This is a genomic window from Segatella copri (genome assembly GCF_026015465.1).
Classification (GTDB): Bacteria; Bacteroidota; Bacteroidia; order Bacteroidales; family Bacteroidaceae; genus Prevotella; species Prevotella copri_E.
The window spans coordinates 543,353-568,691 of the sequence record NZ_JAPDUQ010000001.1 but is presented as its reverse complement, the minus strand read 5'-3'; the positions used below and the strand labels follow the sequence as shown (position 1 = coordinate 568,691).

The 25,339-nt window shown below is 42.7% G+C and carries 20 protein-coding genes and 1 tRNA gene; all 21 read right to left on the bottom strand.

The features are described from left to right. Nucleotides 1-256 precede the first annotated feature (256 nt). The 21 genes from ONT08_RS02535 to ONT08_RS02435 all read right to left on the bottom strand — a co-directional run bounded on the left by ONT08_RS02535 (nt 257) and on the right by ONT08_RS02435 (nt 25,235). The gene (locus ONT08_RS02535) at nt 257-856 is read right to left on the bottom strand and encodes a hypothetical protein (RefSeq protein ID WP_153079306.1); all 600 of its coding nucleotides are present in this window, start codon (nt 854-856) and stop codon (nt 257-259) included. After that, nucleotides 853-1,389 (bottom strand): glycoside hydrolase family 108 protein, encoded by a 537-nt coding sequence (locus ONT08_RS02530; RefSeq protein ID WP_254963443.1) that lies wholly within the window; start codon nt 1,387-1,389, stop codon nt 853-855. The genes ONT08_RS02535 and ONT08_RS02530 overlap by 4 nt, the downstream gene beginning before the upstream one ends. Nucleotides 1,390-1,486: 97 nt before the next feature. Beyond that, entirely contained in the window at nt 1,487-1,957 is a 471-nt protein-coding gene (locus tag ONT08_RS02525; RefSeq protein WP_218460095.1) for a hypothetical protein, read from the bottom strand. 567 nt (nt 1,958-2,524) lie between these two features. After that, entirely contained in the window at nt 2,525-2,866 is a 342-nt protein-coding gene (locus ONT08_RS02520) for a helix-turn-helix domain-containing protein (protein ID WP_264959170.1), read from the bottom strand. Between the two features lie 3 nt (nt 2,867-2,869). Continuing rightward, on the bottom strand, nt 2,870-3,421 hold the full coding sequence (locus ONT08_RS02515) for a hypothetical protein (protein WP_118063060.1): 552 nt from the start codon (nt 3,419-3,421) through the stop codon (nt 2,870-2,872). A gap of 181 nt (nt 3,422-3,602) precedes the next feature. After that, complete coding sequence (locus tag ONT08_RS02510; RefSeq protein WP_264959169.1) at nt 3,603-4,067, bottom strand: hypothetical protein; 465 nt, start codon at nt 4,065-4,067, stop codon at nt 3,603-3,605. Between the two features lie 253 nt (nt 4,068-4,320). After that, complete coding sequence (locus ONT08_RS02505; RefSeq protein ID WP_264959168.1) at nt 4,321-5,607, bottom strand: hypothetical protein; 1,287 nt, start codon at nt 5,605-5,607, stop codon at nt 4,321-4,323. Between the two features lie 193 nt (nt 5,608-5,800). Beyond that, nucleotides 5,801-6,106 carry a hypothetical protein gene (locus ONT08_RS02500; RefSeq protein WP_264959167.1) on the bottom strand — a complete coding sequence of 102 codons (306 nt, stop codon included), beginning with the start codon at nt 6,104-6,106 and terminating at the stop codon, nt 5,801-5,803. Nucleotides 6,107-6,114: 8 nt separating this feature from the next. Beyond that, nucleotides 6,115-14,403: a hypothetical protein gene (locus ONT08_RS02495; protein ID WP_264959166.1), complete on the bottom strand. Its 8,289-nt coding sequence runs from the start codon at nt 14,401-14,403 to the stop codon at nt 6,115-6,117. Beyond that, the gene (locus ONT08_RS02490) at nt 14,403-14,843 is read right to left on the bottom strand and encodes a hypothetical protein (RefSeq protein WP_264959165.1); all 441 of its coding nucleotides are present in this window, start codon (nt 14,841-14,843) and stop codon (nt 14,403-14,405) included. Before ONT08_RS02490 ends, ONT08_RS02495 begins: the two co-directional genes overlap by 1 nt. 101 nt (nt 14,844-14,944) lie before the next feature. After that, nucleotides 14,945-19,693: a tape measure protein gene (locus ONT08_RS02485; protein WP_264959164.1), complete on the bottom strand. Its 4,749-nt coding sequence runs from the start codon at nt 19,691-19,693 to the stop codon at nt 14,945-14,947. Between the two features lie 111 nt (nt 19,694-19,804). Next, nucleotides 19,805-20,515 (bottom strand): hypothetical protein, encoded by a 711-nt coding sequence (locus ONT08_RS02480; RefSeq protein WP_153092562.1) that lies wholly within the window; start codon nt 20,513-20,515, stop codon nt 19,805-19,807. 20 nt (nt 20,516-20,535) lie between these two features. After that, nucleotides 20,536-20,649: transfer RNA gene (locus ONT08_RS02475), tRNA-OTHER, on the bottom strand. Nucleotides 20,650-20,700: 51 nt separating this feature from the next. Continuing rightward, complete coding sequence (locus ONT08_RS02470) at nt 20,701-21,282, bottom strand: hypothetical protein (protein ID WP_264959163.1); 582 nt, start codon at nt 21,280-21,282, stop codon at nt 20,701-20,703. A gap of 3 nt (nt 21,283-21,285) precedes the next feature. After that, a complete protein-coding gene (locus ONT08_RS02465) occupies nt 21,286-21,678 on the bottom strand; it encodes a hypothetical protein (protein ID WP_264953327.1) in 393 nt (130 codons plus the stop codon). Then, entirely contained in the window at nt 21,675-22,157 is a 483-nt protein-coding gene (locus ONT08_RS02460) for a hypothetical protein (RefSeq protein WP_194256614.1), read from the bottom strand. The genes ONT08_RS02465 and ONT08_RS02460 overlap by 4 nt, the downstream gene beginning before the upstream one ends. Continuing rightward, nucleotides 22,148-22,477, bottom strand: coding sequence for a hypothetical protein (locus ONT08_RS02455; protein ID WP_218483490.1), 330 nt, complete (start codon nt 22,475-22,477; stop codon nt 22,148-22,150). Before ONT08_RS02455 ends, ONT08_RS02460 begins: the two co-directional genes overlap by 10 nt. Then, the gene (locus tag ONT08_RS02450; protein WP_264959162.1) at nt 22,477-22,806 is read right to left on the bottom strand and encodes a hypothetical protein; all 330 of its coding nucleotides are present in this window, start codon (nt 22,804-22,806) and stop codon (nt 22,477-22,479) included. Before ONT08_RS02450 ends, ONT08_RS02455 begins: the two co-directional genes overlap by 1 nt. 2 nt (nt 22,807-22,808) lie before the next feature. Further along, nucleotides 22,809-24,116, bottom strand: coding sequence for a major capsid protein (locus tag ONT08_RS02445; protein ID WP_264959161.1), 1,308 nt, complete (start codon nt 24,114-24,116; stop codon nt 22,809-22,811). 11 nt (nt 24,117-24,127) lie between these two features. Next, nucleotides 24,128-24,520: a hypothetical protein gene (locus ONT08_RS02440; protein ID WP_264959160.1), complete on the bottom strand. Its 393-nt coding sequence runs from the start codon at nt 24,518-24,520 to the stop codon at nt 24,128-24,130. Between the two features lie 19 nt (nt 24,521-24,539). Continuing rightward, nucleotides 24,540-25,235 carry a hypothetical protein gene (locus tag ONT08_RS02435; protein WP_264959159.1) on the bottom strand — a complete coding sequence of 232 codons (696 nt, stop codon included), beginning with the start codon at nt 25,233-25,235 and terminating at the stop codon, nt 24,540-24,542. Nucleotides 25,236-25,339: the final 104 nt, after the last annotated feature.

The window sequence follows — 25,339 nt, the reverse complement described above, 5'->3', positions numbered from 1 at the left end:
ACCTTAATATTTAACTAACACTATTTGTAACGTTACGTGTGCAAAGTTAGAAAATTGTTTTGAAATAAGCTATAAGGCTATCATAGTTTTCGTTAGTGTCTCTAAATCAGTGGTTTATGGTGATAGTAGGTAGACTCATTTTTAATCCTCTTAGAACGGAAGAATTTACTTTGCAAACAAAAAGGGCGACCGCTCATCACGAGTAGTCGCCCTAGTTATCCAAAATAAATCTCAAAACCTTAATTAAACAACTTTTCTAAGATTCTTTCTTTTTCTTCCTTGATATATATAGTAAGTACATAACTATGAGTATAAAGCAGAACCAAAACATCTGCCCCGTTTTTAAGAATATCTTCTGCATACTTGACAGAGATTTCTCTTTTATAGAAGGAGCGTCAATCTTATAGAACTGAGAGGTACCAATCTTTGATAAGGAGTCACATCTTCCTCTGTAATATATAAAGCTATCTTTGTATGCTTTATATGTACTGATGGTATCGAGGAGCATTCTTCGTTCCTTTTCAAATAAATAGTGACTCTCGTAATGAAAACGATCTTCACCAATCTTATTCCCTTGCGCATCATATCGGGTTGCTGTGCTATCTTTTACATAGCTGCTATCTTTGGTAGCCTTTTCTGTTTCTCGCTTTTGGATATGTTGCCATTGCTCGAAGGCATAAGACAATCGGGTAGTGAAGAGGGAATCGAACTTCTTTTCACTCTGCTTGTCTGTGATGAAGGTTTGTGTAGTTACTGCTCTAGGAGTACTGCACCCTAAGACAGAAACAAGCGCAAGACCTACCACTAGGGTAATGGTTGCCCATTTCCAAAATCTTATATCATACCATTTCATCATTTATTCAATTTTAGATTACCATACGTAATGTAGCTAAGTCTGCGAAGCCACCCTTTAAGAAAACATTTCTGGTCACCGACTGCGATTCTCTTTAGATAAGCTTTTCTATCCTTTTTGAAGGCTTCGAATAGTCTTTCTCCATTGGATTTATTAATGGCATACAGCGTCTTATTACCGATAATACCATCTGCTGTGATACCTAATACAAGTTGTAGATGTTTTACAGCTTTACTAACTCCGCTGTTATAAGCAAAGTCTACCAGCATATTGGCTACGCTCTGATCCTGTATTTGGTCTGCCTTGCAAGCATTCCAATAGTTCTGCTTGAAAACTCGATGAAAGTCTTCCTCTGTGAGGAGTTTTACATCTTCCTCGTTAAGAACACCATCACCATTCTTGTCGTACCCGACTCTTCTCCAGGTAGCAAGGGTAATGCCATATTTTGTTGGACCGCCCTTATCTTTCTTGTTATTTGTGTATTTGTCCGTTTCCCAACTGAGGATAAACGGAACGAGTTTACTAGAATCAGCCATGTTTACTTCTCCTCCTCGCTATAATCATTTCTTTGAATAATGCAACCAAATACAATAATGCTTACTGTAAAAGCTGCCACCATAATAATCGCTAACATCATATCTTTTCCTCCTTTTCCGTGTAATTTAGATAGTCCGACAAATATGGAATCTTCTCGATAAATTTGAAGCGCATGAGGTAGTACATAAAGCTAACAACATACCAAGGAGGGGTACCCTTCTTGAATATCTGTTTCAAGTTCTTCAGAATATTGCATCCATAGAACCACAATACTAGATACGAGATAAAAGAAACACATTGAACGGAACCTTCCATTTGTCCTTTGAATCGCCCGATTGCATATACTGCTGCACAAAGGACGAAGAACACGGTAGCGTGACCGATGCACACAACTGCTTTCTTCAACTCGAAGTTCTCTCCTTTTGCAATCATGCCACTAAGATAACCGAAAATAAAGTTGAGGGTGAAGACGATCATAAGCGAAGACAACTCGCCTTCAATCGGTTTAAGATAGGCGAGGAGTGCAAGAACTACGCCTACAACAATATCTTTAATTCTATCTGCCATACTATAACTATTTGATGATTAAACAATAACGCTGCAAATATACAACAAAATATTTAATCATCAAATAGATTTCACGAAAAAGTGCAAAACTTTATTCTAACATATAAAAAAGAGAGGCAATCACTTACCTCTCTTACTCAACTTGTAAGGAACACTTACATGTTCAACTATTAGGATAGAAGTAGAAACAAAAATCCCCTATACCACGCCAATAGTATAGGGGAAATATCACATTCCTGCTCGGAAATGCGATGCTCAAATATGCGATGCTCAAAAAGCATTGCAAAGATAGACAATAATTCCGAAACCACCAAATTTTTCATCATTAATTTGTTAGATACAGATACAATCCTTCCCCGAACCACATTATCAATATCATAGTTGATGATGTCACCCAAGCCATGAAGAACTTATCTATCGTTTTATACTTATAGGAAAGATACAGGTATGCTATGAACGTGCAGTTGATAATTACCAGTATCGCTACTATAATCAAAGTACAAAACATATAATCCATAATAATACTCATACGTTCTCGCTTATCCGTACTGCGATAGGGCTTATACGTTATGATTTTCTCTTGCTTTTTATATAGTGTAGTATATCCCACTTCTTAAAATATCGGGTATGTCCTCGCTTTTTGCAAACGCCATTTGGAATGTCACCTCTAGCAACCATACGATTGAGTGTAGCATCAGAAACGTGAAGTTTCTCCTTGACTTCCTCTGTACTCAACATAGGATTGAGCATATCTGGGATGATGTCACACAATCTATCTAGGTCATCATCGCTCATTCCGCAAGCGGTGACCTTCTCGCCATTTCTCTGTTGCTCGTCTGCCTTGAAACAAGCATCACTGAGCGACTTTAAAGCCGTGCCGAGTATCTTATAATTCAATATCTTTCCCATATCTTATGCACAAATTTTACGTCCTAGTTTCGTATCATTAACAAACATTCTAGCAAAGCTATACAAATAGAATATAGTTGTCACGACCATGACCGTAAAGCAGGAATCCACCATATCTTTAGTTGTGTACCAACTCCACTCTACAATATGAGCCGCATTGATGCCTAAGTAGTACATAAATGGAATGCGATACCACTGGCACAAGAAGAAAAATCTACTTGCCAGTATCGTCACCATCGGCAGGACGTAAACCATGAAATAAATAAAGATATAGCAAGGCATATTTTCATTATATGGGATAAACATCTCACGTGGATGCTGAGAGAACTCCCAAATGCCGTATGCGTGGAAGAACATAATAATGATAGGCACATACTTGCAGAACCAGCGGAAGAACTTTAATATTCTCCTGCTATACCGATTACCATGCTTCTTAAGCATATCCATCAGCTCCGTCACATCAATGTCCTTTATCAACCGTTGGACTTCGGCTTCTTGTTCTAGTGTCATATTAATAAACCTCCTTTTGTCTATAGCTAATTGTTCATAATTCATTGATTTAAATTAAATGATGTTGCAAAGTTACACTCTTTTGCACAAAACCAGCGGAAATGAGAATATTTCTGTGTTAAACTTTATAAAAAGTAACAATCTGAAAGTAGATGGCTACAAAAATAGCGTTAGAACGGCTTCCTTACCAAATTCTAACGCTATTTCTATATCTACTTATCAGTGTTTATCCTATCACAACATCAAGGGTCTCCATATCAGCGAACTTCAAGCCGCAATCTTTCGCTGCCTTGAACAACTCCTTCTCGTCAACTGCCTCGATGGCTACCTCTACCTCCTTGTCGGCAAGTTCCTTGAAATACTTCTCGGTCTTCTGCTTCTGATTGAAGAAGTACTCATTGACCTCAGCGAACTTGGCTGAATCGTCCTTGGTGTATTCGTAGCCCTCATTGGCGTGCTTCTGCTCCAACTGCTGGCACTCCTGAAGCTTGCACTGCATCTCCTCGAACTTATCGTCCTTCAAGCTCTGCTGCGCTTCCTCCACATCCTTGTCGTAGGTATCGGCTACTTGGCGCAGTGCCTTCATGTTCTTCCAAACTCGCATAGCGGCATCATCGCTCATTGATGATGTCTTCAATGCTTTCAACGTTCTGTAGGCATCAACAGCCTCGATTGTCTTAATCTTTTTCATAATTGTTTCTTTATTTTTATGTTATACAATATTCTTCGTCAGATTGCCATAGCAGAATACCTTTCCTATTAACAGTGCAAAGTTAAGAAAATAATTCCGAATAACAATGCAGGAGGAGCAAAATTTACGAATTTTAAAAATCAGCTTCCCCACGTTGGGTAATCACTAGGTCGCAACGTGTCTGCTTTCTCGGTGAGAACGTAAACCACAAATACATTTCTAGTATATTTGTTATATTAAGAACATCTGCTTTTTAATGCATAATATAACTACCACCTGGAGGAACTTGTTTCCATCCACCATCTATATTAGTTTCAAAAGATAATTGACACATTTGTCCATAATAACCTCCTTCATAAACATTATCAAATCTTATATATATATCAACATAATCTGTTCTATCACCTTCAGGAATAGTTACAGAACCTGTACTTTGACCAGAGCTATTAGATACATAACCTCTTCCGTATGTTGTCTTATTGTTACCATAAGCACAAACACTTCTAAACATACCATCAGTAATTGTAATTGTAGCATCAGGAAGTTTATGTATTCTTGCTTTACAAATACAACTAGCACCAACTAATTCTCTCAACGATGAGAAATCAACAAAACCACTAGAACCACTTTTAATACTTTCCATATTAATTTGTCTAGGATAATATTTAAAAGTAATAGCACCCGGAAGAGATATAAAAATTATTTTTGTATTATCATATAAAGTTGCATTACGGGTATATGCTAAAAAAGGAACAATATCAATAAACTTATCTCCACTGCCTATATCAAAAGTTATTTCTTTACTAGCGTATACATAATCTGTTGGTTTTTTGCAATTACCGACATAATAATTTTTATAAATCTTATCATTAACATTATATGGTGAATCATAACGAATTTGAATCCAAAAAGACCAACCTAAAGATAAATCAGGTATTATATCATCCATAGTAACATTTGTATTATTATCCACATTTGTGTCCTTATATAGAACACAATTAAATTTAGGAGTTGAAGAATAATAAATTTCAACGTTATGAAATTGAGGAATAGAAGTCAGAAATACATTACTTATTGCTTTACTACTATAGTTTCTAAAATCACTTAATCTATAAGGAGAATTAGCACCACCTTTTGGAAAATGTTTTCCTGATACACTTGTACTTGTGTTATCACTAATATAACCATTATTACCATATACATTATCTTTATAAAGGTTGTTACAAGCTTTAATTGCAAAACCTTCTTCTCCATAATTATAACGTAAGTTCTTATAAGTGTCCATAGGTATATTCATACCACAACGAACAACACAAGTATATCTACTATATGAAGATGTTACTATTTCCTCAGAGTCTTCTCTAATAGGATATTCTTTAAATTCACCTTTACAACTAATAGGTTTATATTTACTCCATATATTTATATTTTCACTCTTACAAAGAGTAGCAAGGTCATTGCTACTCTCTCCAAGAGCTCGTTTAACATCATCAATGCTAACAGGAGCACTAATAATTCCAGTTTCACTATTGTAAGGCATAATCTTTATTTTTTAAATATTCAACTTTAGTTTCTAATTCTGTTACAACTTCTTTAGTAACAACTCGCTCTACTGTTACATTGAACACTTTCGCAAGCTTAATATAAAGCGTTCCATACGCTTAATCTTTAGAACTTAAAACACTAGGCAAGGCAGCTCTATAAGAGCCACCCTGCGTTAATGCTCACGATACTTACTCTGCTGCCTCGCTTGCCATATTAGCGGCGATAGCGGAATTAACCTCCTCAATCAATGCTGATACCTCACTGAGCTTGCTCTGCGGAACACCGCTGATGTTGTAGGTCAGCTCGCTGCCGTTGGAGCTTGCGTTCGCATTGCCGAGATAATTACCATTTGGGTCACCATAGATACTCATATTGATGCTCTCGATGTTGCCACCCGTCTTGTCAACATTGTAGGTGATTTCTACTCGATAGCCGCCCTTGGTATAAGTGGCGGTTGTCTGTTCACTCTTCTTGTTAATCTTTAAATTCTCCATTTTCTTAACTAATTTAATAAATTAATATTCTTGTTATCTAATCTCTTCTTGTTGCAGTCTTCCTTATCTCCACTCAATCGCTGAACCTCTGATTCAAGGAAGAGCACCCGAGCCTTCAACCTGCTGACCTCATCGCCCACCTGCTCAATAGCACCGAATGCCGTTGCAATCAGCTTCGGAGACCAGTAGTTAATCTTGTAGTAGCCCTTCTCGTCAGTCTCCACGATGTCCTTTAACTGAGGGTTGTGCAAGACGTGTTGGGCAATCCAACCGATAGACCTTGTGTTGTCCTTCTTCCAAGCGAAGCCATAAGTGCCACCCATCGCCTTGATGATACCCAAGTAGTCCAGCTTCCGCAAATCCTGCTTCAAGCGGATGTCAGAAGACTGATAAGCTGTAACTCCACCTTTAGCAAGAATGCTATTAGGGAAGTAAGTATTCATATTATAATCATAATCATATATATGACCAGTAGTACTAATATTATATCTGTCACCATTATAGCTATATTTAGTTAAAGCTAAAGCTCTAATTTTAGCAACAATACCATTACGTAAAGCAGTATGAGTATTGAGATGGCTAAATACTAATCTTACATAACGATAATTATCATTACCAACATTTACATTTAGAGGACCAACACAAATATCACATTTGTGTGGCCATCCTTTCATTATTTTAGAAACATATTCTTTATAACCACCAGTACTACTTCCAAAATATACTTGGCATTTTATATCAACTCCATTATTTACATCAACACTTATCCAACTAAGTTCTTGATATATTTCATTAGGTATTTTTATAGTAACCCTAAGTTGGTTTTTCTTTATTTGATTTTTCTTATCAACGTCAGTATTACCAACAATATAGTCATTACCTAATTTAAAATTGGTTTTAGGTGTATTATCATTTACAAGATTAAACCTATATGAAGGGTCTGAAGTATATGTTGTCCAACTAGCACCATTATCTCGTGAATATTCTATAGATATATTATCATAAGGAATACCATTAAACATATTAGTAACATTAGCTGCAATACTACCATCCCAATTATTTACATTAGTACCAAAAGCATTTACATCAGCCGTGGTAGGCATTATACCTTTAGCTGTTAATAAATTATTAATAGTAGTTTTACCATTAATAGTAGCAGTATTAATAATAGTTATATCTTTAAAAAGAGCATAACCACCTTGCATTATTATCCAATTATTACTATCTACTTGACTACACATGTCTTGAACTTTCACCCAATTAGTATTATTAGCGTTACCTAAATATAAATCACCACCACTACCTCCAATTCTAGCTGCGGCATCAGGAGTTATAGTTGTAATGCCTGGAAATTTAAGTGTACCATCACTTCTTTTATTAGAATAATAATTAAATACAGTTCCATCGGCTATACCTAAATATATAGCATTAGCGACAGTATCATATTTGAGACCAGCCCAATCACTATACTCCCAGTTGGTTGCTCCAAAACGAATAGCAGCACCAGTATTGAATACTACTTGGTCTTTTATAGCTGATATACGAGCATTAGCATTTACATTATTATTTAATATTATAGCTCCGTTTTCAGAATCACTATTATTTATATATATTGTTCCATCAACATTACCAGTACCATCAAAACTTTGACCCCAAATAGTTCTAGGGGTTTGAAGTTTAGTAGCAGAAGCTACATTGTCAGAAATTAACGCCAATGTACCAGAGTTCGACGGTAAATTAACTGAATTTCCATAATTACCACTACTTTGTAATCTAGTAGAAAAATCATGTTTACCGCTATTATCATTATGAAAGTCAATATATTTACCTACTTCCATTACTCCATCACTTTCTATAGTAGGTATATGCCCATAGGGTGCAACATTACTACCATTAGCATGATAACCATCTAAAGTATCTGCATTTCCAGCACTACTAGCATAACCATTATGCAAAGCATTATATAAACTATTTGCACCTTTTTGACTAAGACTAGTACCGGTAGAAGTACCACTATAACTATCAGTAATTCCTCTCCAAGTATTTTGCCAAGTAGTAGAAACACCATTGATAGTAATAGTTTGACCGCTTACAGAACCAGTAACAAAATTTTTGTCATTAGTAAGTTGACTAAGTTTAGTAAGATTACCTTTATGATAAACTTCATATTCAGCATCATATTTTTCAGTAGTTCTAACAACATTTTTACTAAAATAAAGAATACCATTTGCAGCACGAATACCATCATAGTTACCGTTACTTCTAGAAAATAGAATACCTTCAATAGGGGTCTCAGATAAGTCATTGGTAAAAATAGAATTAACTCCAATAATATCAGAATTTCTCATATTTATACCATAAACGTTTTCAGTATAATATCTATCATTAGCCATGTTAAGAATACTAATATCTTGATGACTAGTAAGATAACCTTGACTTTTAACCCAAGATTGCGTAGCATACCCATTAAGAGATTGATGAGAAGTAAGATAAGTTCCTAAATCTACAGCAGTTCCACCACTAGCAGCAATGGTTTTAGTAACACCGTTAATCTTAACACTATGTGTATGACTAGTTGCCGACTTACCACTAAGAAGTGAATCTACACTACTTTTGGTATAATAGTTGGCGAGACTCTGATGACTAGTTAAGAAAGTTGCACCTTTAGTAAAAGTAATACTCTTTCCACTTTTAGATACAGACGTGATAGCATTCCCACTTCCACTTACAGATATTGCATTAACGTAACCATCAAGTGACTGATGACTAGTTAAGAACGTACTACCTTTAACTACGCTGATAGTAGTACCATCCTTGGTGACAGACGTAACCGCATTACCGCTACCGCTGACAGAAATAGCAGTAGCACTACCACCTTCCAAGCTAGAGATACGAGAATCAAGAGCCTTGATGGAGTAGGCAGAGGCAATCTCACTCAGCGATTCTGATGTAAGCTTCAAGGCATTTGAATAACTCTTCACACTGCCGTTCAAGCCGCCACCACTGGATGAGGATGTCCCAACACCATAGGCAGAAACACCACCACTAGTATAGAGGTTTGCCACCTCGTTAGTCGTAGTGTTCGTAATCTTCAACGCCTTATTGGTTGCATCATACTCCATCTTTATGTTGCCGATGGAGATGTACTTTCCGTCAGGCACGATGATACTTCCGTTAATATCGGCAGTACCGTTAAACGAGTTACCCCAAAGCTTGCGAGTATTCGTGAGCTGGAGAGCCTTTTTCGCTGAACCGCTTGTAAAGTAGCCCTGCAAGGTGGTGATACTCGTCTTGTTGGTGGATATGCCCGAAGCGTTCACCCCTTCTGCCTTTTTCGCTCTTGTTACCTCGTCAGATATAGACTTATTGATTCCATCAACAATACCGCTCAAAGTGTCTGTCTGCGCAATATTTGCGAGGAAGCTAACCACCTCGTTCCACTTATTGATAACGCCGTCCGCAGTCTCCTCGTCAGTAGTTATAAGGGCGTACCAGTCATAGGCACTATCCCAATGACTTACTTTTGTAGATGAAATACCATCCAATACAGACTTATTGCTATGAGTATGCTTTGCTGATACCGCACCATCCCAAGCCGTCTGCTTTGTTGTTGTTGGGATGGAGTAACCAGAAGCAAGACTAATAGCAAACGTACCGCTTGTTGTGATAGTCTTAGTTGCGCACGTCAAACCAGTAGGAAGGGTAAGAGCTACAGATGTAACAGTACCCTTATTGGTAGTATAGCCCTTTGCATCAATCTCCGCTTTGGTATAATAGCTTGCGAGAGACTGATGAGCAGTCAGATACCCTTTATCATTGGTAAGCTGGCTTACCTTCGTGATGCGGTCAGTGATTTCTGTCCACTTATGGGTATGCGCACTAGGTGTGAATGTTGATGGCTTACCCGTGATGTTATTCCAAGAAAGGCTCAGACCGCCAAGCTCTGATGCTATATTGTCAATTCGGCTGCTGAGAGCCTTTATAGCATAGGCATTCGGAATGCTAGTCAAGTCCGCATCCGTATAGTTTCCCTCTATGATTCTCGCATAGCTGATTACGCTTGCAATCAAGCCGCCACCACCCGTGGTAGATGCTCCTGCTCCGTATGCCGTGATACCACCTGTGGTATAGAGATTGCCATCAATTTTGATAGCCTTGTTTTTGGAATCATACGTGAGCTTAATGCCATGGAAGGAGATTGCGCCTTCGAATGTAGCATCGCCCGATACGCCAAGTTTGGAGAATGGAGCGTTTGGCTTCAAAGACACAAGGTCAGCAACGCTCGTTCCTGCACTTCCTTCCTTCCAAGTCGGCTCGAAGAAGGTGAGGTATGCGCCAAGATTCTTCTCGCTGATGATGAAAGAGGTAGGGTCAGCGTGAACCTTTCCGCTCACATCCCACCAGATAGCACCATTGGCAAGATAACCCGAGCCATCGAAGCGGATGAGGGAGGTTGCAGGGGTAAGATTTCCGCTATTATAGTCCTTATCCACCATCTGACCGCCCCACCATGTTGCGATACTCTTCTTTCCTCTATTCGGGTCTATTGCTCCGTTGATACCGCTCTGAACGTTTCCGTCTCCGTCTCTCAGCGCAAGGAGCGTTGTCATTACAAGACCACCGTCAACATATGTAGTCTGACCGAGCGCATCCTTGAGATACTTGTAACCTGCGAGGTCTGTGATATTCTGCTTCAAGTCACCATATATCTTGCTAGTGATATAGGCATTAGCCAAACCAAGTTTGTCATAGAATGCGCTGTATGCGGACTGAAAGTTGGTGAACTTCGTTCCCACGGCAGAGACGATAGCAGCCTTGCCGGTAGTATCAGCCTTATTGTAATTTGTAGATATATCTGAGAGATACGTAACGAGTTCCGTCTTGGCAGTAGAGAGAGTAGTGAAAGCTGTATTAAGGTCGGTGAGTTCTTTTGTACTCTTTAACACCTCTGCTCCCTTCACTTCATTGTACGACTTCTCGGCAGCTGCGAAAGCATCTTCAAGTCGCTTGGAATCCTGCGCCATTGCAGCAATCTCAGAAGGCTCTAGGTAGCCATCTTTGACGTAGCTGTCGAACGTCTTTTTGTTTTCGGTAACAGTCGTTCCGAGGGCGTTCAAGTTGCTCTGTGTCGTCTTAATCTCAGCTTGCGCCTTCTCAGCAGCTTTCTTTGCTTCCTCTGCCTTCGTGTCATCGGTATACTTGCTAGCCAATTTCCAATCTGAAATATTAAACTCTTCACCTTCTGCCTTGGCGGTGGAACACTTCAAGATTTCATTCTTGTAGGTACTTCCATCGCTAGGATAGGTGGCATTGACCCACATATCGTTTACATCGTATGGTGGAACTGGCTGAGAGCCGAAGATACGTCTCTTTGATTTTGCATCTTTGAGTGCTTGGCTTGAATCTTTGAGTGCCTTGGTCAGCTCCGTATCTGTGATGATAATCCACTTATAGGTAGAGCCATCCTTGGCAAAGCGGTATGCCTTGCCCGTCTTGTTGTCATAGTAGAGATCTCCCAAGTGGGTTTTCTTATCATTGTCGGTAGTCCACCCAATGGCAGGGGCGTTGGATAGGGTAGGAACGCCGTCATAGAACCAAGTCTCAATAGCTCCGTCTATCTGGTTTTGAAGGTCGGTAATCGTATCCGATTTCTTGATAATGGTCTCAACGGCATTCTTATCCAAACTATTGTCTGCGATATACTTATCCAAGGTTTTGCCATCATAGGTTGACTTAATATCCAAGTCTCCCTTGATGGTTACTTTCTTCTTGTCGCTATCATACTTAACGTAGGAATCACCCTCGTAGTTATTGGCACTAGTAGGTCGGTCTCCGAAGTACATATCTCCGTAGACGTGAAAGAAAGCCTTGTTAGTCTGCTTATTCACACCATAGTCCACATACTCCCTATTGGCAAAGGAATAGCTGTTGATGCCGTGATAGAGGCTGATGGATGGCGAATAGGTATCTACCGCCGAGAAGATAAGGCAGTTCTGACGTTCTACATCGGTTCTATTACCGCACTGCGATAACACATCACCTTTCGCAGGTACATCGCTAGCTGTAGCGCAATCGATATCGGAGAGGTCGATGTAATGATATTTCTTTCCTTCCAGCTCTACAGGTTCCTCGTCACGACCGATTACCAATCGCCAATAGAAGTGATTGCCAACCTTATGATAAGTGCCCTTGCGAACGTTGAATGATTCCGAGCGCACTTGGTCGTTAACCGCGAAGTCGTTATCTACCTCATCACCATCCTGCTCTGCTAAGAAATAGCAACGATAAGCCTTCTGTGACACATTATTGTATGTCACAGTAACTTCTTCTACCTTATGAGCCACCACGCCACCAGCAGGAGAGATTATCTCCTTACCACCGATGGTGGATGTTTTATTAATGACCAGCTCCTCGAAGATAGCCTTCATTCTTACCTCCAAGTAATCTGTGATGAGGTGCGAACGACCTTCTGCATCGGGAGTCCAGGAACCTCCGTTCTCATTGTTGCGGTTACCGACAAACAATCCACTAAAGAACTTCTGCACCTTCTCCCATGTGATTGTGCCCTTTGCTGTGTTATCCAGCAGCCTAGATACAAACTCCATCCTAGAGCGTCTAGCAGAATAAACGTTACTATCGGATGCAGGAGTGGTATCGTTCATGCCGATTACATAGACACCTCCACCATTACCGCTTCCTGTGCCGCCTATCTGCATTCCATTCACCTTGATGGAATCAACCTTGTCTTCCAACTTACCCAACCGACTAGTAGCCGCCTTTTCGCCTACTGTGTACTGAGGGTGGTCGTAAGGGATATCCAAAGGTATCTCCATTCCGATGATACGAGAGTTTCGGTAGTGCTTGCCATCCGCGTCCACCTGCGCAAACATATCATTAATCAGCTTTACCTGCTCACCGAGAGGATGGTAATCGTATGTTCCATCATTGTAGAACTTATCGCCATCCATCGTGCAGGTGAAGTTTGAGTTGCTGATCATTGTTTTCTGATAGTACTGCTTCGCTCTATCGAACAGAGACAACTGAGCAGTAGGGATGAGGTCCGTATCTGTAATTTTGGTTGCGTCCCAGTTGAACAGAAAGTACTTATCACCAACCTTTGGGCACATAACGCCATCGGGAAGAGTTCTTCCGTAAGTGTCATTAGCCACAATCTCGAAGTAGTTAACCTTGTCGATAACCTTGAAGCTGACATCGAACTCCATACCCATGAGAGCACCGCTAGTGAACTTGATGCCTAAAGTGAGGTTACTCTTTATCCAACTCTCCTTGAAGTTATTAGTGAAAGAGTCTGTAGAAGTGACCTGCCAAAATGTCTGTGTAGTCTTCGTTCCGTCTTCGTTATCAACGGTGCTATCATAGGTCTTGATACTGCTGACCCTGCATTCAACCTTCGGATATTCTTCATCGAACATAACGACACCTTCGATAGCCTGCTTGTCATTCTTCACGACATTCACGTTCTCCAGATAGCCATCCTTGGCGTAGAAACCATCACTATCTACTTCCTTGTTAGGGAGCATGAGGTAATCAGTAGCAACACCATCGGTAGTGACGTCCGCATCGGCACCAGTGAAATATCCTTTCGGAATATTCCTATCTGAGCCGAATGCGTACAGTCTCGTGATATAAGTTGACTTGGATTCCGAATAGGACATAGACAGAACATTAACATCCTGCTCGAATGTTGTCTGTCCTTCCATTTCGCAATATCCAAGGTATATAATGGAGCCATCTATCCACCACTCGCAGTTGAGTGCGTCTTCGGAACAGATGGCGTTGAGAGCATCAAGAATACTGATGGAGCCGTACTCGATCAAGAATCTCTTCTGAACATCGAAAGCCTTGTTGTTGTATGTAGTGTAGTCAACAGAGAACTCCTTGCCATTGTACGTAAGACCTAGCGCCTTTAGGTTGCCTAGTATAACGTTCATGTGTACGCCTACCGTTGTGGTGAGGCTGAAGGAGGTCTCGTTGGCTCCGTGCTGAGGGCGATACTTGCAAAGCTTATTCTTCCAAGACATATAGTAGGCATCCATCTGCATTTCGTAGTCGTAGCCATCACTATCATTGTGCTTAGGGAAGTATGATGATGTAAGCTCAAAGTAGCCGAAGTCGGGAATCTCCACGGAGTCCCCAATCTCGAAATAGATAGGAGTAGCCGTAGTGAACTTCAAGATGATGTAGTGGTGGTCCATAAGCTGATATGACAGCTTAGAACCCTCGCCGAAGTCCTCTAATGTGAAGAATACCTTGTTATTTCTTTTAATCTGAATCATTAGCTTGTATATTTACTTGTTTCACTTCTGTCACTAGGGTCTGGCTCGTTGAGTTTTAGGCTGAACTTTGCCATTTCACGAATAAACTGACTAAACTGAGTGCAGGAGAGATAGATGCACCGATACCACACATTAGGCTGGAATCGGGTGCGGATAACCAACTCCCCCTTGGCAAGAACCTCCTCGCAGAACCTAGCATAGTTCGTCATGAACGTATCTGAGTCCTTGGCGGTCATATTGAATGCCAGCGTTATCTCCCTCTCATCCAATCTAGGATTGTGCTTGATAACCGACTTGCCGTCCTTTGAGCGATACTTGTTGCTGATGAACTCCTTGTTTGGTGCAGGGGTCATGAGCGTACTGAGGGCGGTTTCGTCTAAGAAGATGCCCCACGTAAGATAGGCATCCTTGCCATTGATATAAAGTTGACCTTTAAGCATAACTATTTAATCATTAAATAACCTCATAGGCTTCGCTGTGAGCCGCTTTTGCTATTGTTGAGTATAGTTGTAAGGGCTGACAAGCGAAAAGCCTATAGAGGTCAAATATCCTTTAATCTTCTGTTCATGTCATCCAGCTTGGCTCCGAAGTCATTGTAGGTAAGCTTTGAATACTTCACGATGTCTTCGAGGTAGCTGTTTGTCATAATCATCATGTTTCTTATCTCCAATACTGCACCATTGGTTGAGATACCGAGTGTAACGATGCTCTCCATCTGTGATATGGTGGTAGTCATGTTCTGAGCTATGGACTCTCCTGCAATCTGTAGAGCGGTGAAGCGACCATTCAGCTCGTCTGCGGTATCTTGCCCCATAGATGCCCATCCTCCGCTTGTTGCGGTCTGTGATGAGGATGAAGAACCAGTGTAGCCTGTCACTTTTGCCCACTCGTCACGTCTCTTCAAGCCTTCCTGGACAATATCATCGTAACGCTTATAGAAAGCATCTACATCTTCTTTGGTTAGCTTTCCGTTTTTATCCTTCATAGCCTTTGCCCAATCATCGTAGAGTTTCTTCAAGTCTCCATTGATAAGGTCTTCCATACTGAAAGAGAGAAGGGACTTCTGCATCTTTTCTGCGAAATCATCTGCCATTTCGCTAGCAAAGTCGCTACCATCCTTCTTCATGTCCATGAGGTCCGTCAAAAAGCTATCTCTCATTCCACTGAAGGAAATCTGAGTAAGGTTCTCCTTGAACTGCTCTGACAACTCTTCCAGCTTGCCCGCTTGGTCTATGTAGTCATTCAGCTTCTCTGTCAGACGCCCACCATAGTTACCCTTTCCAGTGTTCTCGATATGCTCCCAAATGGCAACGTTGCCACGGAGGAGCTTCATTTCTTCTGGACTAAGGGAGAAGAGGTCGCCATTGAAATCTGATTTGACGTTCTTCTTGATCCAATCCATCTCATCACTACCGAAGCCGCCCCAATAAGCGTTCCATGAGTGGTGCGAACCATGATAGCTTGCCTGCGCCTTTGCGATGTCGAGGTAGTTCTGATTGGTCTCCTGCTGATTCTTATAGGCTTGCTCGTAGTATGAGGTTGCCTTTGAGCCAAAGGAGTTTTCCATTGCATCAGTCAAATCCTCGATGGATTGCTGCAAGAGGGTATTTCTGTCCGTCAGTCTTTCGATGGTATCATTGACCTTCTTTGCATTTCCATCTCCACCGAACAGACTATTGAAGCCACCGAATGAAAGCGTGTTGAGGATATGAGAAACGTTGTTCCCGATACTCTTCAATGGCTTCATAACGATGTCACCCGATAAAGCATCATCGAGGATGCCCGTTACTGCGCCAAAGACCGTGTCCATGAGGTTGCTGATGAGTGTTCCGAAGCCATCTTTCAGAATATCGAGGATGCCGAGTATTGCGGAGATTATTTCACCTGCCATACCGCTTTCCCCTAAAGCTTTCGTCAGAGTTTTGGCTGCGTCACTGTCTTTACCGAGCAACCCTTGGATGCCCTTTGCTAGAGTGTTGGCAACGTCCTTCTGCATGTTGCCGCCGAAAAGCTTGTCAAGTCCTAGAATGGAGTTTCCTATGCCTTTGAGTGACCCAGATGTGAGACCCTGCAAGCCAGCTTCGAGCTGCTGGAACTGAGAAACTGCCTTCTGTGCAGATGTCTGCAAGTCTGATGATGCCTTCTGAACTGATGAACCGAACTCCAAAACGTTGTTAGATGCGGTAGCGAGTACGTTCTGCGCTCTAGAGAGGTTGCCTTCAGCCTTGCTGATACTTGTCTTGTCACCGCTCTTCTTAGCCTTGGCAAGGTCTTCCTGCGCCTTGGTAACGGCTTTCGTGGCTTCAATCTCTCGCTCTTGTGCATCAATATAGCCCTGCATGGCTGACTGATAGGCGTTGATATCGTCCGAAACCTTCTTGAAGATGTCACTATCCCAGACGGTGGCAGAGCCTTGTAACTTGGAGATAAGTTCCTGTATGGTCTTCTGCTCATTAACATCTGTTGTGCTCTTGGAGAGTTCTTGCAGCTTCTCAATGGTAGGCTCCAGTTGGTCCTTGAACATAGCGCCGAAGTCTCCGAAGACGCTTCCCCAATCGATGTTCTGTCTGATGGCATTTATCTCGATGGTTTGGAGGTCCTTCTTTCTCTGCTGCTGAAGAGAGAGCTTTTCACCCTGTGTCTGAGCCTTGGCAATCTTCTCCTCGTACTCCTCGGCAATGGCTTGCTTCTGCTGATAGAGAGAACCATACTCCTTCAAGTAGTCACGCATAGAGGTGAGGGCTTCCCTGTTGACCTCATCAAGCTTCTTGTTATACTCTTGGGTAGCGAGGTCTCTAGCCTTGGAGAGAGCATTGGACTGAGCAGAGGTAAGGGATGCCTTCTTGCCAGCTTCCTTGTTTTTCTTCTTGAACTCTGCTTCCTGCTTGTCAATCTCGGCTTTACGCTTGGCGTAGTCGTTCTTGATTTCAGCAATCTTCTTCTCCGTGCCTTCCTGCATCTGAGATATATCGGTGTCGATATTTTCCTGCTGCAGCTGCTTCAAATCTTCGTTCAGTTCCTCCTGGGCCTTCTTGCGGTCTTCTGCTAGCTTCTTGGCATCGGCGGCTGCTTTCTTGGCTTTGGAAGCGTTCTTCTTGGCATTGGCTTCTGCCTCTTCCTTCTCACGCCGCTTCTTCTTTACATCGTCTTCTGCCTTGGTCTGCTTGGTGTTGGCCGCATTGGTATAATCCCATCCTCGCTGGGCGATATCGTTGGTTGACATCCATTTGCCATTGACTAGCGCACCTGACTTCTTGTTGTTTGCAAGGTCGCGTGCCAAAGCGGAAAAGTACTTACCTAAGCGTCCCAGTTCCGGAATATTCATATTCTGCATCCACGATGGCATCTTGGCATCGAAGTTGACGTGGAAGTTGATGTTGTTCTCGGAATAGTTCTGCATGAACTCCTTGACACGGTTGTAGAGAACGTGTACATCCTCGCCGGCACCCTGGAGCTGCTTCTGCAAAGCGTTTATTCTGTCTTTGGTTGAGGCAGACTTATTACCGAAATCCTCGGTAGCATCTGCAGCTTTGTTGATATTATCTGCCTCCTCGGTATGCAGCTTCTTTGCAGCTCGAAGTTCATAGAGATAGCCTATCAATGCCTTCCTGGCATCGCTTGTCTTGTCTCCTGTAAAACCGAAAGCATTAGCAAGCTTTTCAGATTCGGATATCAAAGAAGCCTCTAACTGATTGTATTGCTTCAGATAGGTCTGATACTCCTTGGAGTGCTCATTCAAGCCAGCCATCTTCTGTGTTAGGTCATCAAACTGCTTGATAACCGAGTCAGATACGATGTTCTGTATGCCGACCGCTATACCGCTGCTAGAAGTTCCATAATCCTTCAACTTACCCAAAAGGGCTTGCTGAGCGCTATCAACACGGTTGTTGTAGTCTTCATTAGCCTTGGAGATTGCATTGGCTCTGTTGCGCTCTGTAGCCTCCAGCTTGATTTGCTCGACGAGTTCTTTAGATTTATCTATCTCCTGCTGCTTAACATCCACAAGGTTGCTTTCGTCTTCCTTGATCTTGTCAATAGCAATCCCATAGTTGTCATAGATGTTTGACAGCTCCTTGATGGTGTCCTTGTAAACCTTGGAGCCTTCCTTTGCAGTCTTCAGAATGGAGATTAGCGACTCGACCTTGCTTGATGCTTCATTTGCACTCTCGGTAAATTTGGAGGTCTTGGTAGCGGCATCCTCAGCGCTATTGCCGAAAAGATTGAACATCGTGACTCCAGCTGCTACTGCACCAAGAACCAGACCGAGAACATTTGAAGAAGAGACCAAATTGAACAGAGCCATGGCATCCTTGGCGGTTGTGATAGACTTCGCTAAAGACAAGAATGCTTTCGCACTCTCCCAAGCTACCTGTGCCTTAGATATTGCTATCATTGTTATCACCGCAGCCTTGTATGCTCCATATGCTGCAACGACAGTCATAAGCACCTTGCCTACCGTCTCCCAATTCTCAACGAGGGTGGAAACGACTCCCAATCCGGTATTGATAACACCCTCCTGGGATTTGCCGAGGTCATTGAACATCTGCTCGATGGCATCCTCAATGTTGCTTATCTGACCTGTAATAGTCTTGGACTGAGCCTCCATCAAGCCACCGAACTTACTACCCTCTGCAGACATATTCTGCATTGCCTGGATGAAGATATCGCTGGTAACCTTGCCTGCCTTGATTTGCTTCTGTACCTCCTTGATGGCGTTGGTAACGTCAAGACCCATAACCTTGGCTATCTCATCTGCAATAGGAATACCTCGGTTGAGGAACTGGTACAAATCCATTGTGTCCATCTTGCCCTTGGCGATGGTGGTGCCGTAAAGCATTACGAGGTCTTTAAGGTTCAGACCCATACCTGCCGCCACGTCTCCCAATCCGATAAGCGTCTTGTTGACATCCTCGGCTGCTACGTTGAACGCAAGAAGCTGCTTGGCTCCCTCTGTAACGTCTTCAACCCCGAAAGGTGTGACGGCTGCCGTGCGGATCAACTGCTTCATGAGAGCATCAGCTTTCTCCTCAGACTGCAACATCGTCTTGAATGCCATTTCTGTCTGCTGGAACTGACCGCGGACCTGCATCATCTGATTGACGAACTTGCCGATGCTCCAACCGCCAATGGCAATGTTCATGCTGTTCTGTATATTCGAGATTACATCGTCAATAGACTTTCCGTCCTTCTCAACCCTCTCGGCAGTCTGATGAACTGCGTTCTGAATGTCTCGAAAACCGGAAACGACCTTGGCTGTCTCGACTATTGTATCGAATTTAATGCTTGGCATAATGTTCTATTTTTCCTTGAATTTATACTGTGTTATAAAGAATCGCCGTGGAAACACCAAATATGAGTGTTCGATATGGGAACTTTACGTGCGTGCGCAGGAAGACTTCGGTTAAATCTCGGTCTCGGACTCTATCACCGCCTTCATGACCGCCTCCTTGTTGTTGCCATCGATGACCTCTTCCCCTGCTGCCGGTATATGGGCTTTCTTCCTCTCCTCGTCAGACAGATAGATTGAAGTAATCTTGTCTTTGAGCATGAGAGTCAGGTTGTTATACGATATTCCCCATACTACGTAATCGAAAGTCCATCCGTATCTTTCGCAAGCGGCGTCTATGAGAGTTCCCCATATTGTCTTGCCCCCGAAGATAAAGCTATTCTCCGACTTCTTTGCTGCGTTGACTTTTGCCATACGCTTCGCTTCTTCTTCCATTCCTGTCTCTTTGGCTATTGTCTGGTATGAGTTAGCCTTAAGGATGATGATGAGGAGAGTGGCTATATCCTCGTTGGAGCATTCTTTGAAGATTAACTCCGTCTGCCTGCTTACGCATTTGGAGTCTAGTATTTCGTTCTTTGTATTGAGTGAGTGATATGCAATCAATCTGCAGCATGTCTCCCTTTTGGTGTTTGCAACTCGCAATGCTTCCAAGAATGGATCAGCTTGAAGTAACTCTTTGTCTAGCTCCAAGCTATCTACTAACTGCGACGTTAGGTACATCATACCCAGTGTAGTAGGGTAGATGTTAACGTGAGCGTGCTCAGTATCAAAGCCTATCGGCATATCTGTGAGCGTATTCGATATAATGATTCCTAACTCTTCCATATCACTCGAATTTAAATTATTGGCACCCAAGGCAGGACTCGAACCTGCGTCTTTCAACCAGCTTTTGAAGACCCTGGATTTTTTTGCATGCGACGGACTATTTGGTCTCGCTCTCCCAACTGAGCTACTTGGGTAGGTTGCCGGCTGATAACCCTCAGTCGGCAGAAGGGGATATTAGAATATGCCTATGTCTCTGCGTAGGTTTCCGTGATTTCAGCAGGAGGGGTATCACCGTCCTGCGGCTTCTTGAAAGTCAAGGCATACTTTCCACCTGTTGTCTTTGTGGCAGTAATGACACGCCAACGGTAAGCACAATATACGTCCTCACCCTTCGAGTTGACAGTCTTAGCCACCGCATCACCCTCTGGAATGAGAGCTGAGTGAGTGTACGTGATAAGAGCACCGCTCTCAGTTGTATAGGCCTCTTCTGCACCGATTGTGGTATTACCCATGTAAACGCCAGGAAGCTCGGCGTCTTCCGGCTGGATAGCCAAACGGTAGTTACCCTCTACGATACCGTCGATGGTCTTGAATGGCTGCGACTGGTTCTTCTTGATGAAGAGCTGATATACAGCCTCGTAGGTGGACTTCTTTGTCTTGCGGTCAACAATTCCGCCACCTTCCTCAACCTGGGTCATAGTATCGCCTTTCGTTGGAGTAACAGTAGTAGTGCCATCCTTTGGAGTTGGGAGCTTAGTCCACTCATTCTTTTTGCTACCTACCTCTTGAACGTAGATAGTGCATTTGCCCCATGATGTTACTGACATAATTTAATCGTTTATGAGTTTATATTCAACTTGATTATTTATTACATGTTCTCCCGTGCTTGCTGCATATACCCTCTGCTCAATAGCGTGGGCAACATATTCGCTCGTTCTGAACATTTCCAAGAGATTCCAAGCCAGTTTGCAGATTTCGTCAACTCTGATAGTGTTCTCCTCGAACTGCCCATCTACATCCTGGTCTTGTATATATATATTTACATTTATAATCGCCGTTTGAAGCTGCGTTCCCTCATTAGCCAAGATGGAGATAACGACATCTTCCTTATGAGAATTATGCGGTCTCATCGTCTTTGACAGCTTGCCATTGACGTTGTTCATGAAACCGCTTTCGTTGATGTACCGGTAAACATCTGTCTTAATTGCTCCGTCTGATTTCATATCTTCCACTTGTTTATTTCATTAACTGCTGAGTCTATTGCTGTCTTCACACGCTGCTCTACAATGGATGTGGCCCATATCTTCGTTGAAGCGAGGACATCCTTGCTTTCCAAGGCTTCCACCTCTCCTGCGTATTCCATTCCGGCAACGACAACCAAAGCATAAACCCTGGAATATTCCTTAGCAAGGTCATTGATCATCTTCTTGCCCTTTACAGAGCCGTCTGTGCCACTGAGAACCTGCGAAAAGGCTGATTCCATATATTTACTTCCCTGCTCGTACACGGCGAAGCCTATAGAACTTCTTAGGTTGCCCGTATGGTCTATCCAGCTTTCCTTGGCAGACCTGTTACGGATTCTAACCACAGATTCGTCTCCTAGCTTGCTCAATGCCTTAAGCACATTCTCCTGTATCTTCCTTGCGGCTCTTTGTAGGAAGGCATCGAGAGCGGAAGCGCTGGTTGTCATTCTTATGCCCATATCTTACACTGGAGTTGATAACGATGAAATCCCTTGACCTTGATAATTACATCCTCAGCCCCTAAAATTTCTAGCTTGATAAAATCCCCATAAGAGAACTTTTCAATTCCTACGGGCAAGTTATGCACTTCGTAGGAGTAGTAATCAATAGAACCGTCAGATGTAACTAACTTGTTGGCCTCGCCAGCAGGAACTACATCACAAGTGCAGCAGAACTTCCACTCGGTCTTGCCCTGGTGATAATTTCCATCATCATCTGTATAGCCAGCTACCTTCTGCTGCCGGTATAGCTTTGAGGCATGAAAACTCAATAGACTCATCAGCAATTAATGTAAACTGTCGGCTTCGGAGTAAGTGAAACCTCCTCCTCGCCGATAGAGTTATATAAACTATTGACTTGAACTAATATAGCCTTTCGCTGGTCTTCCGAGAGGGAACCTATTGATTTGTCCGCTTCGGAAAAGCTAACGGCTTGTATGAGAGAAAGCAGACAGTCGGCAAGCGTTCCTTTGTAGGCGTCACTTCTGGCAACGTCACCAGTGAACTCTGATTCGATATCGAGGTCACGCTTTATGCAGGCGTTTTCCACGAAACCATAGGGGATAGGGATGTGTACCTCATCCACCAAAGCTTGTCCGACCGTCTTCATGATTACTCCTCAGCTTTAGCTGCGTTATCCTTGAACTCCTTCTTCTTTGTAGGAGGCAGCTCATTGTAGGCATCAATAACCTCCTTGTCGCTGGCGTCACTAGGAAGTGTAGCACCAAGAGCGTTGAGAGTTGTGATAGCCTCCGGCTTCTTGTAGGTCACATCAGAGATTGTTACCTTAGCGTCCTCTGTATCTGCTTTCTCCTTTTCGGTATCAACAGAAACGTCTGGGTCTGCCAGCTTAGTATTAATCTGATAAATTGTATCAACGTCCTCGATGACAGGCAAGCAGTATGCCTGCACCGCAGTCGTCTCACGCAATGGATCAGTTGTAGAATACTGAGAGATAAGCTTGTAATCAATCTGCTGATAGGTTACACCTGCCACTCTGTTGGTTGCCTCTGCTACCTGACCGTAAACGAGGGCACCAATCATCTGTGAGCAGACACCGATAATCATATCGTTGTTCCAAGGCTTAACGCTCTTCTTCACACCATCATGCTCCAAGCGGACAGTACGGTTGATGATGCGGAATGATACACCGGTCTCGTCCAAGAATGCCTCCTGGAATACGTTGGCAGTAGGAACTGGGAGCTTTGTGTTGGAATCGTAAGTCTGACCCTTGTAGTTGGCAACAAGCTCGCGAGCGTCTTGTGCCTTCTTCAGTTCGTCAAACTTAGCCTTACCAATCCAGAAGATCAAGATGGTGTTGCCATCATTCGATGCTCGCTCGATACATTCCTTCAAGTCTGCAACGGTAACACCAGTATCAACGTTGTTGATGCCGAGCTGATTTTCTGGCAAGTACTGATACTTGATACGGAGCAACTCCTTTGGATTATCGTCGTCACGAACAGCTACGTAGCCGTTAGAAAGACCATACAGAAGGGCATACTCATTACGCTCATCAACACCGACATTACAAGCTACCGGGTCCTGCGCCAACTTACGGCGAATCTCTGCTGTCTGACCGCCCTGGGCTTCCATGAGCCTGAGAGCGAGGATATCTGACTCCTTCAAGAATTTCTTCATACCGACCTTTGGCAGTTTGCCGTTGGCGGTTGAAATCTTGTCACGAGACTTCAAAGGAACCGGAGAATCCACTGCCACGTAGTCAGCAGCTACGTAAGAGGTATCAACTGTGTCGGCTTCCCATTTGTTGTCGGTAGAATAAACGCGGCGGAGAATGGATGTATCCTTGTGGAGATACGTCATCTCGTTCTTGCGCTTACTGTTTATCTTCTCAATCAAGGTCTTCAGGATTGGGAAGAAACTCAAGATATACTTAAGAAATAAAGAACTCTGTTGCATAAATCACCTCCTTAACCGATTGCATCGTGTCCCCACTGAAGAGTAGGAACGTCTGTTTTCAAAGCTGCCTTGATTGTATCGACAGGGTAAGGGACAGCCTTATCATTAGCCTCACCTGCCGTCATAACACCTACATGAGGGGTATCTACAGGAGCAGTTGTCATGCAGACACCTACATACTCGTGATTTTCCGGCAATGAAGCATAAGCCTCACCTGTTACCGGCATAGGCTTGTACTCGCCAGACTTGGTATCACGAATGATAATGTGTCCGCACTGGATGAACTCTCCAGAGAAACCTGTCATGTCAAGAATGACACCACCCATGATGCCATTCACGTAATTTCTGATGATTACAGACTCCTTGCCTGAATCAAACGTTTTTGTCTTGCTTACGCCATACATAACTTTTAAAATTTAAAGATTACATTGTTTCGGCAAGCTCATCAATCTCATCGCCCTTGATAACCTCAACCTCTTCCTTCTTAGGATTTCTCTGAGCCGCAGGAGCACCAAGTTTTCCGAGACCTTCGTTAGCACGCTCTTGATCGATAGCTGCCAAGTCCTCCACAACACCATCGTAGAAATCATCGAACTCAGATTCGTTCTCGAACTTCATCTTGTCGAAATTCTTCAAGACGGTCTTTCCGAACGTACCTTTGTCCTTAAGGAGTGCCTTCAGCTTAGAACGGCGGCCATCATTCTCTCGCTCTGACTTCAAACCGAGGATTTCGGTCTGCAAGGCTTTGTTCTGAGTAATGAGTGCCTGCGCCCATGCTGGGACCTGCTCTTCTTTCTCTTTCTTCTGTTTGCGGATTGGTTTCTTGTTGCCGGCAGGGTCATCATCGTCGTCATCGACCTCGTCGTCATCCAAGTCTTGACTATCCTTAAAGCTCTGGATAGTACGCTGCGCAGTCTTTTGCGCAATCTTAAGATAAGGAAGAACCGCATTAACCTGCTTTTCAATCTCTGCGTTTACATCCTCGTCTGAGGCTTCTTCATCGAGTTCTAAGTTATTGGCAACATCGGCAGCAATACCCTCTAACTCCTCTCTACTGAACCCCAACGCCTTTGATTTGGGTTTCAGAATAACTAAAACTTGCTTCGTTCTTTTTTTCATTCTAACTAAATATTTAATTGAACAATAAAATTCAAGAAATATCCCAGTACGAAGCGATAGCAATAAGTAATGCTGCAAAATTATAAAAAAAGTATTTAATCACC

What these genes read in the sequence shown, in the direction of transcription:
- ONT08_RS02535 (WP_153079306.1), bottom strand. Translation starts at nt 856, where the DNA reads ATGATGAAATGGTATGATATAAGATTTTGGAAATGGGCAACCATTACC.
- ONT08_RS02530 (WP_254963443.1), bottom strand. Translation starts at nt 1,389, where the DNA reads ATGGCTGATTCTAGTAAACTCGTTCCGTTTATCCTCAGTTGGGAAACG.
- ONT08_RS02525 (WP_218460095.1), bottom strand. Translation starts at nt 1,957, where the DNA reads ATGGCAGATAGAATTAAAGATATTGTTGTAGGCGTAGTTCTTGCACTC.
- ONT08_RS02520 (WP_264959170.1), bottom strand. Translation starts at nt 2,866, where the DNA reads ATGGGAAAGATATTGAATTATAAGATACTCGGCACGGCTTTAAAGTCG.
- ONT08_RS02515 (WP_118063060.1), bottom strand. Translation starts at nt 3,421, where the DNA reads ATGAATTATGAACAATTAGCTATAGACAAAAGGAGGTTTATTAATATG.
- ONT08_RS02510 (WP_264959169.1), bottom strand. Translation starts at nt 4,067, where the DNA reads ATGAAAAAGATTAAGACAATCGAGGCTGTTGATGCCTACAGAACGTTG.
- ONT08_RS02505 (WP_264959168.1), bottom strand. Translation starts at nt 5,607, where the DNA reads ATGCCTTACAATAGTGAAACTGGAATTATTAGTGCTCCTGTTAGCATT.
- ONT08_RS02500 (WP_264959167.1), bottom strand. Translation starts at nt 6,106, where the DNA reads ATGGAGAATTTAAAGATTAACAAGAAGAGTGAACAGACAACCGCCACT.
- ONT08_RS02495 (WP_264959166.1), bottom strand. Translation starts at nt 14,403, where the DNA reads ATGATTCAGATTAAAAGAAATAACAAGGTATTCTTCACATTAGAGGAC.
- ONT08_RS02490 (WP_264959165.1), bottom strand. Translation starts at nt 14,843, where the DNA reads ATGCTTAAAGGTCAACTTTATATCAATGGCAAGGATGCCTATCTTACG.
- ONT08_RS02485 (WP_264959164.1), bottom strand. Translation starts at nt 19,693, where the DNA reads ATGCCAAGCATTAAATTCGATACAATAGTCGAGACAGCCAAGGTCGTT.
- ONT08_RS02480 (WP_153092562.1), bottom strand. Translation starts at nt 20,515, where the DNA reads ATGGAAGAGTTAGGAATCATTATATCGAATACGCTCACAGATATGCCG.
- ONT08_RS02470 (WP_264959163.1), bottom strand. Translation starts at nt 21,282, where the DNA reads ATGTCAGTAACATCATGGGGCAAATGCACTATCTACGTTCAAGAGGTA.
- ONT08_RS02465 (WP_264953327.1), bottom strand. Translation starts at nt 21,678, where the DNA reads ATGAAATCAGACGGAGCAATTAAGACAGATGTTTACCGGTACATCAAC.
- ONT08_RS02460 (WP_194256614.1), bottom strand. Translation starts at nt 22,157, where the DNA reads ATGGGCATAAGAATGACAACCAGCGCTTCCGCTCTCGATGCCTTCCTA.
- ONT08_RS02455 (WP_218483490.1), bottom strand. Translation starts at nt 22,477, where the DNA reads ATGAGTCTATTGAGTTTTCATGCCTCAAAGCTATACCGGCAGCAGAAG.
- ONT08_RS02450 (WP_264959162.1), bottom strand. Translation starts at nt 22,806, where the DNA reads ATGAAGACGGTCGGACAAGCTTTGGTGGATGAGGTACACATCCCTATC.
- ONT08_RS02445 (WP_264959161.1), bottom strand. Translation starts at nt 24,116, where the DNA reads ATGCAACAGAGTTCTTTATTTCTTAAGTATATCTTGAGTTTCTTCCCA.
- ONT08_RS02440 (WP_264959160.1), bottom strand. Translation starts at nt 24,520, where the DNA reads ATGTATGGCGTAAGCAAGACAAAAACGTTTGATTCAGGCAAGGAGTCT.
- ONT08_RS02435 (WP_264959159.1), bottom strand. Translation starts at nt 25,235, where the DNA reads ATGAAAAAAAGAACGAAGCAAGTTTTAGTTATTCTGAAACCCAAATCA.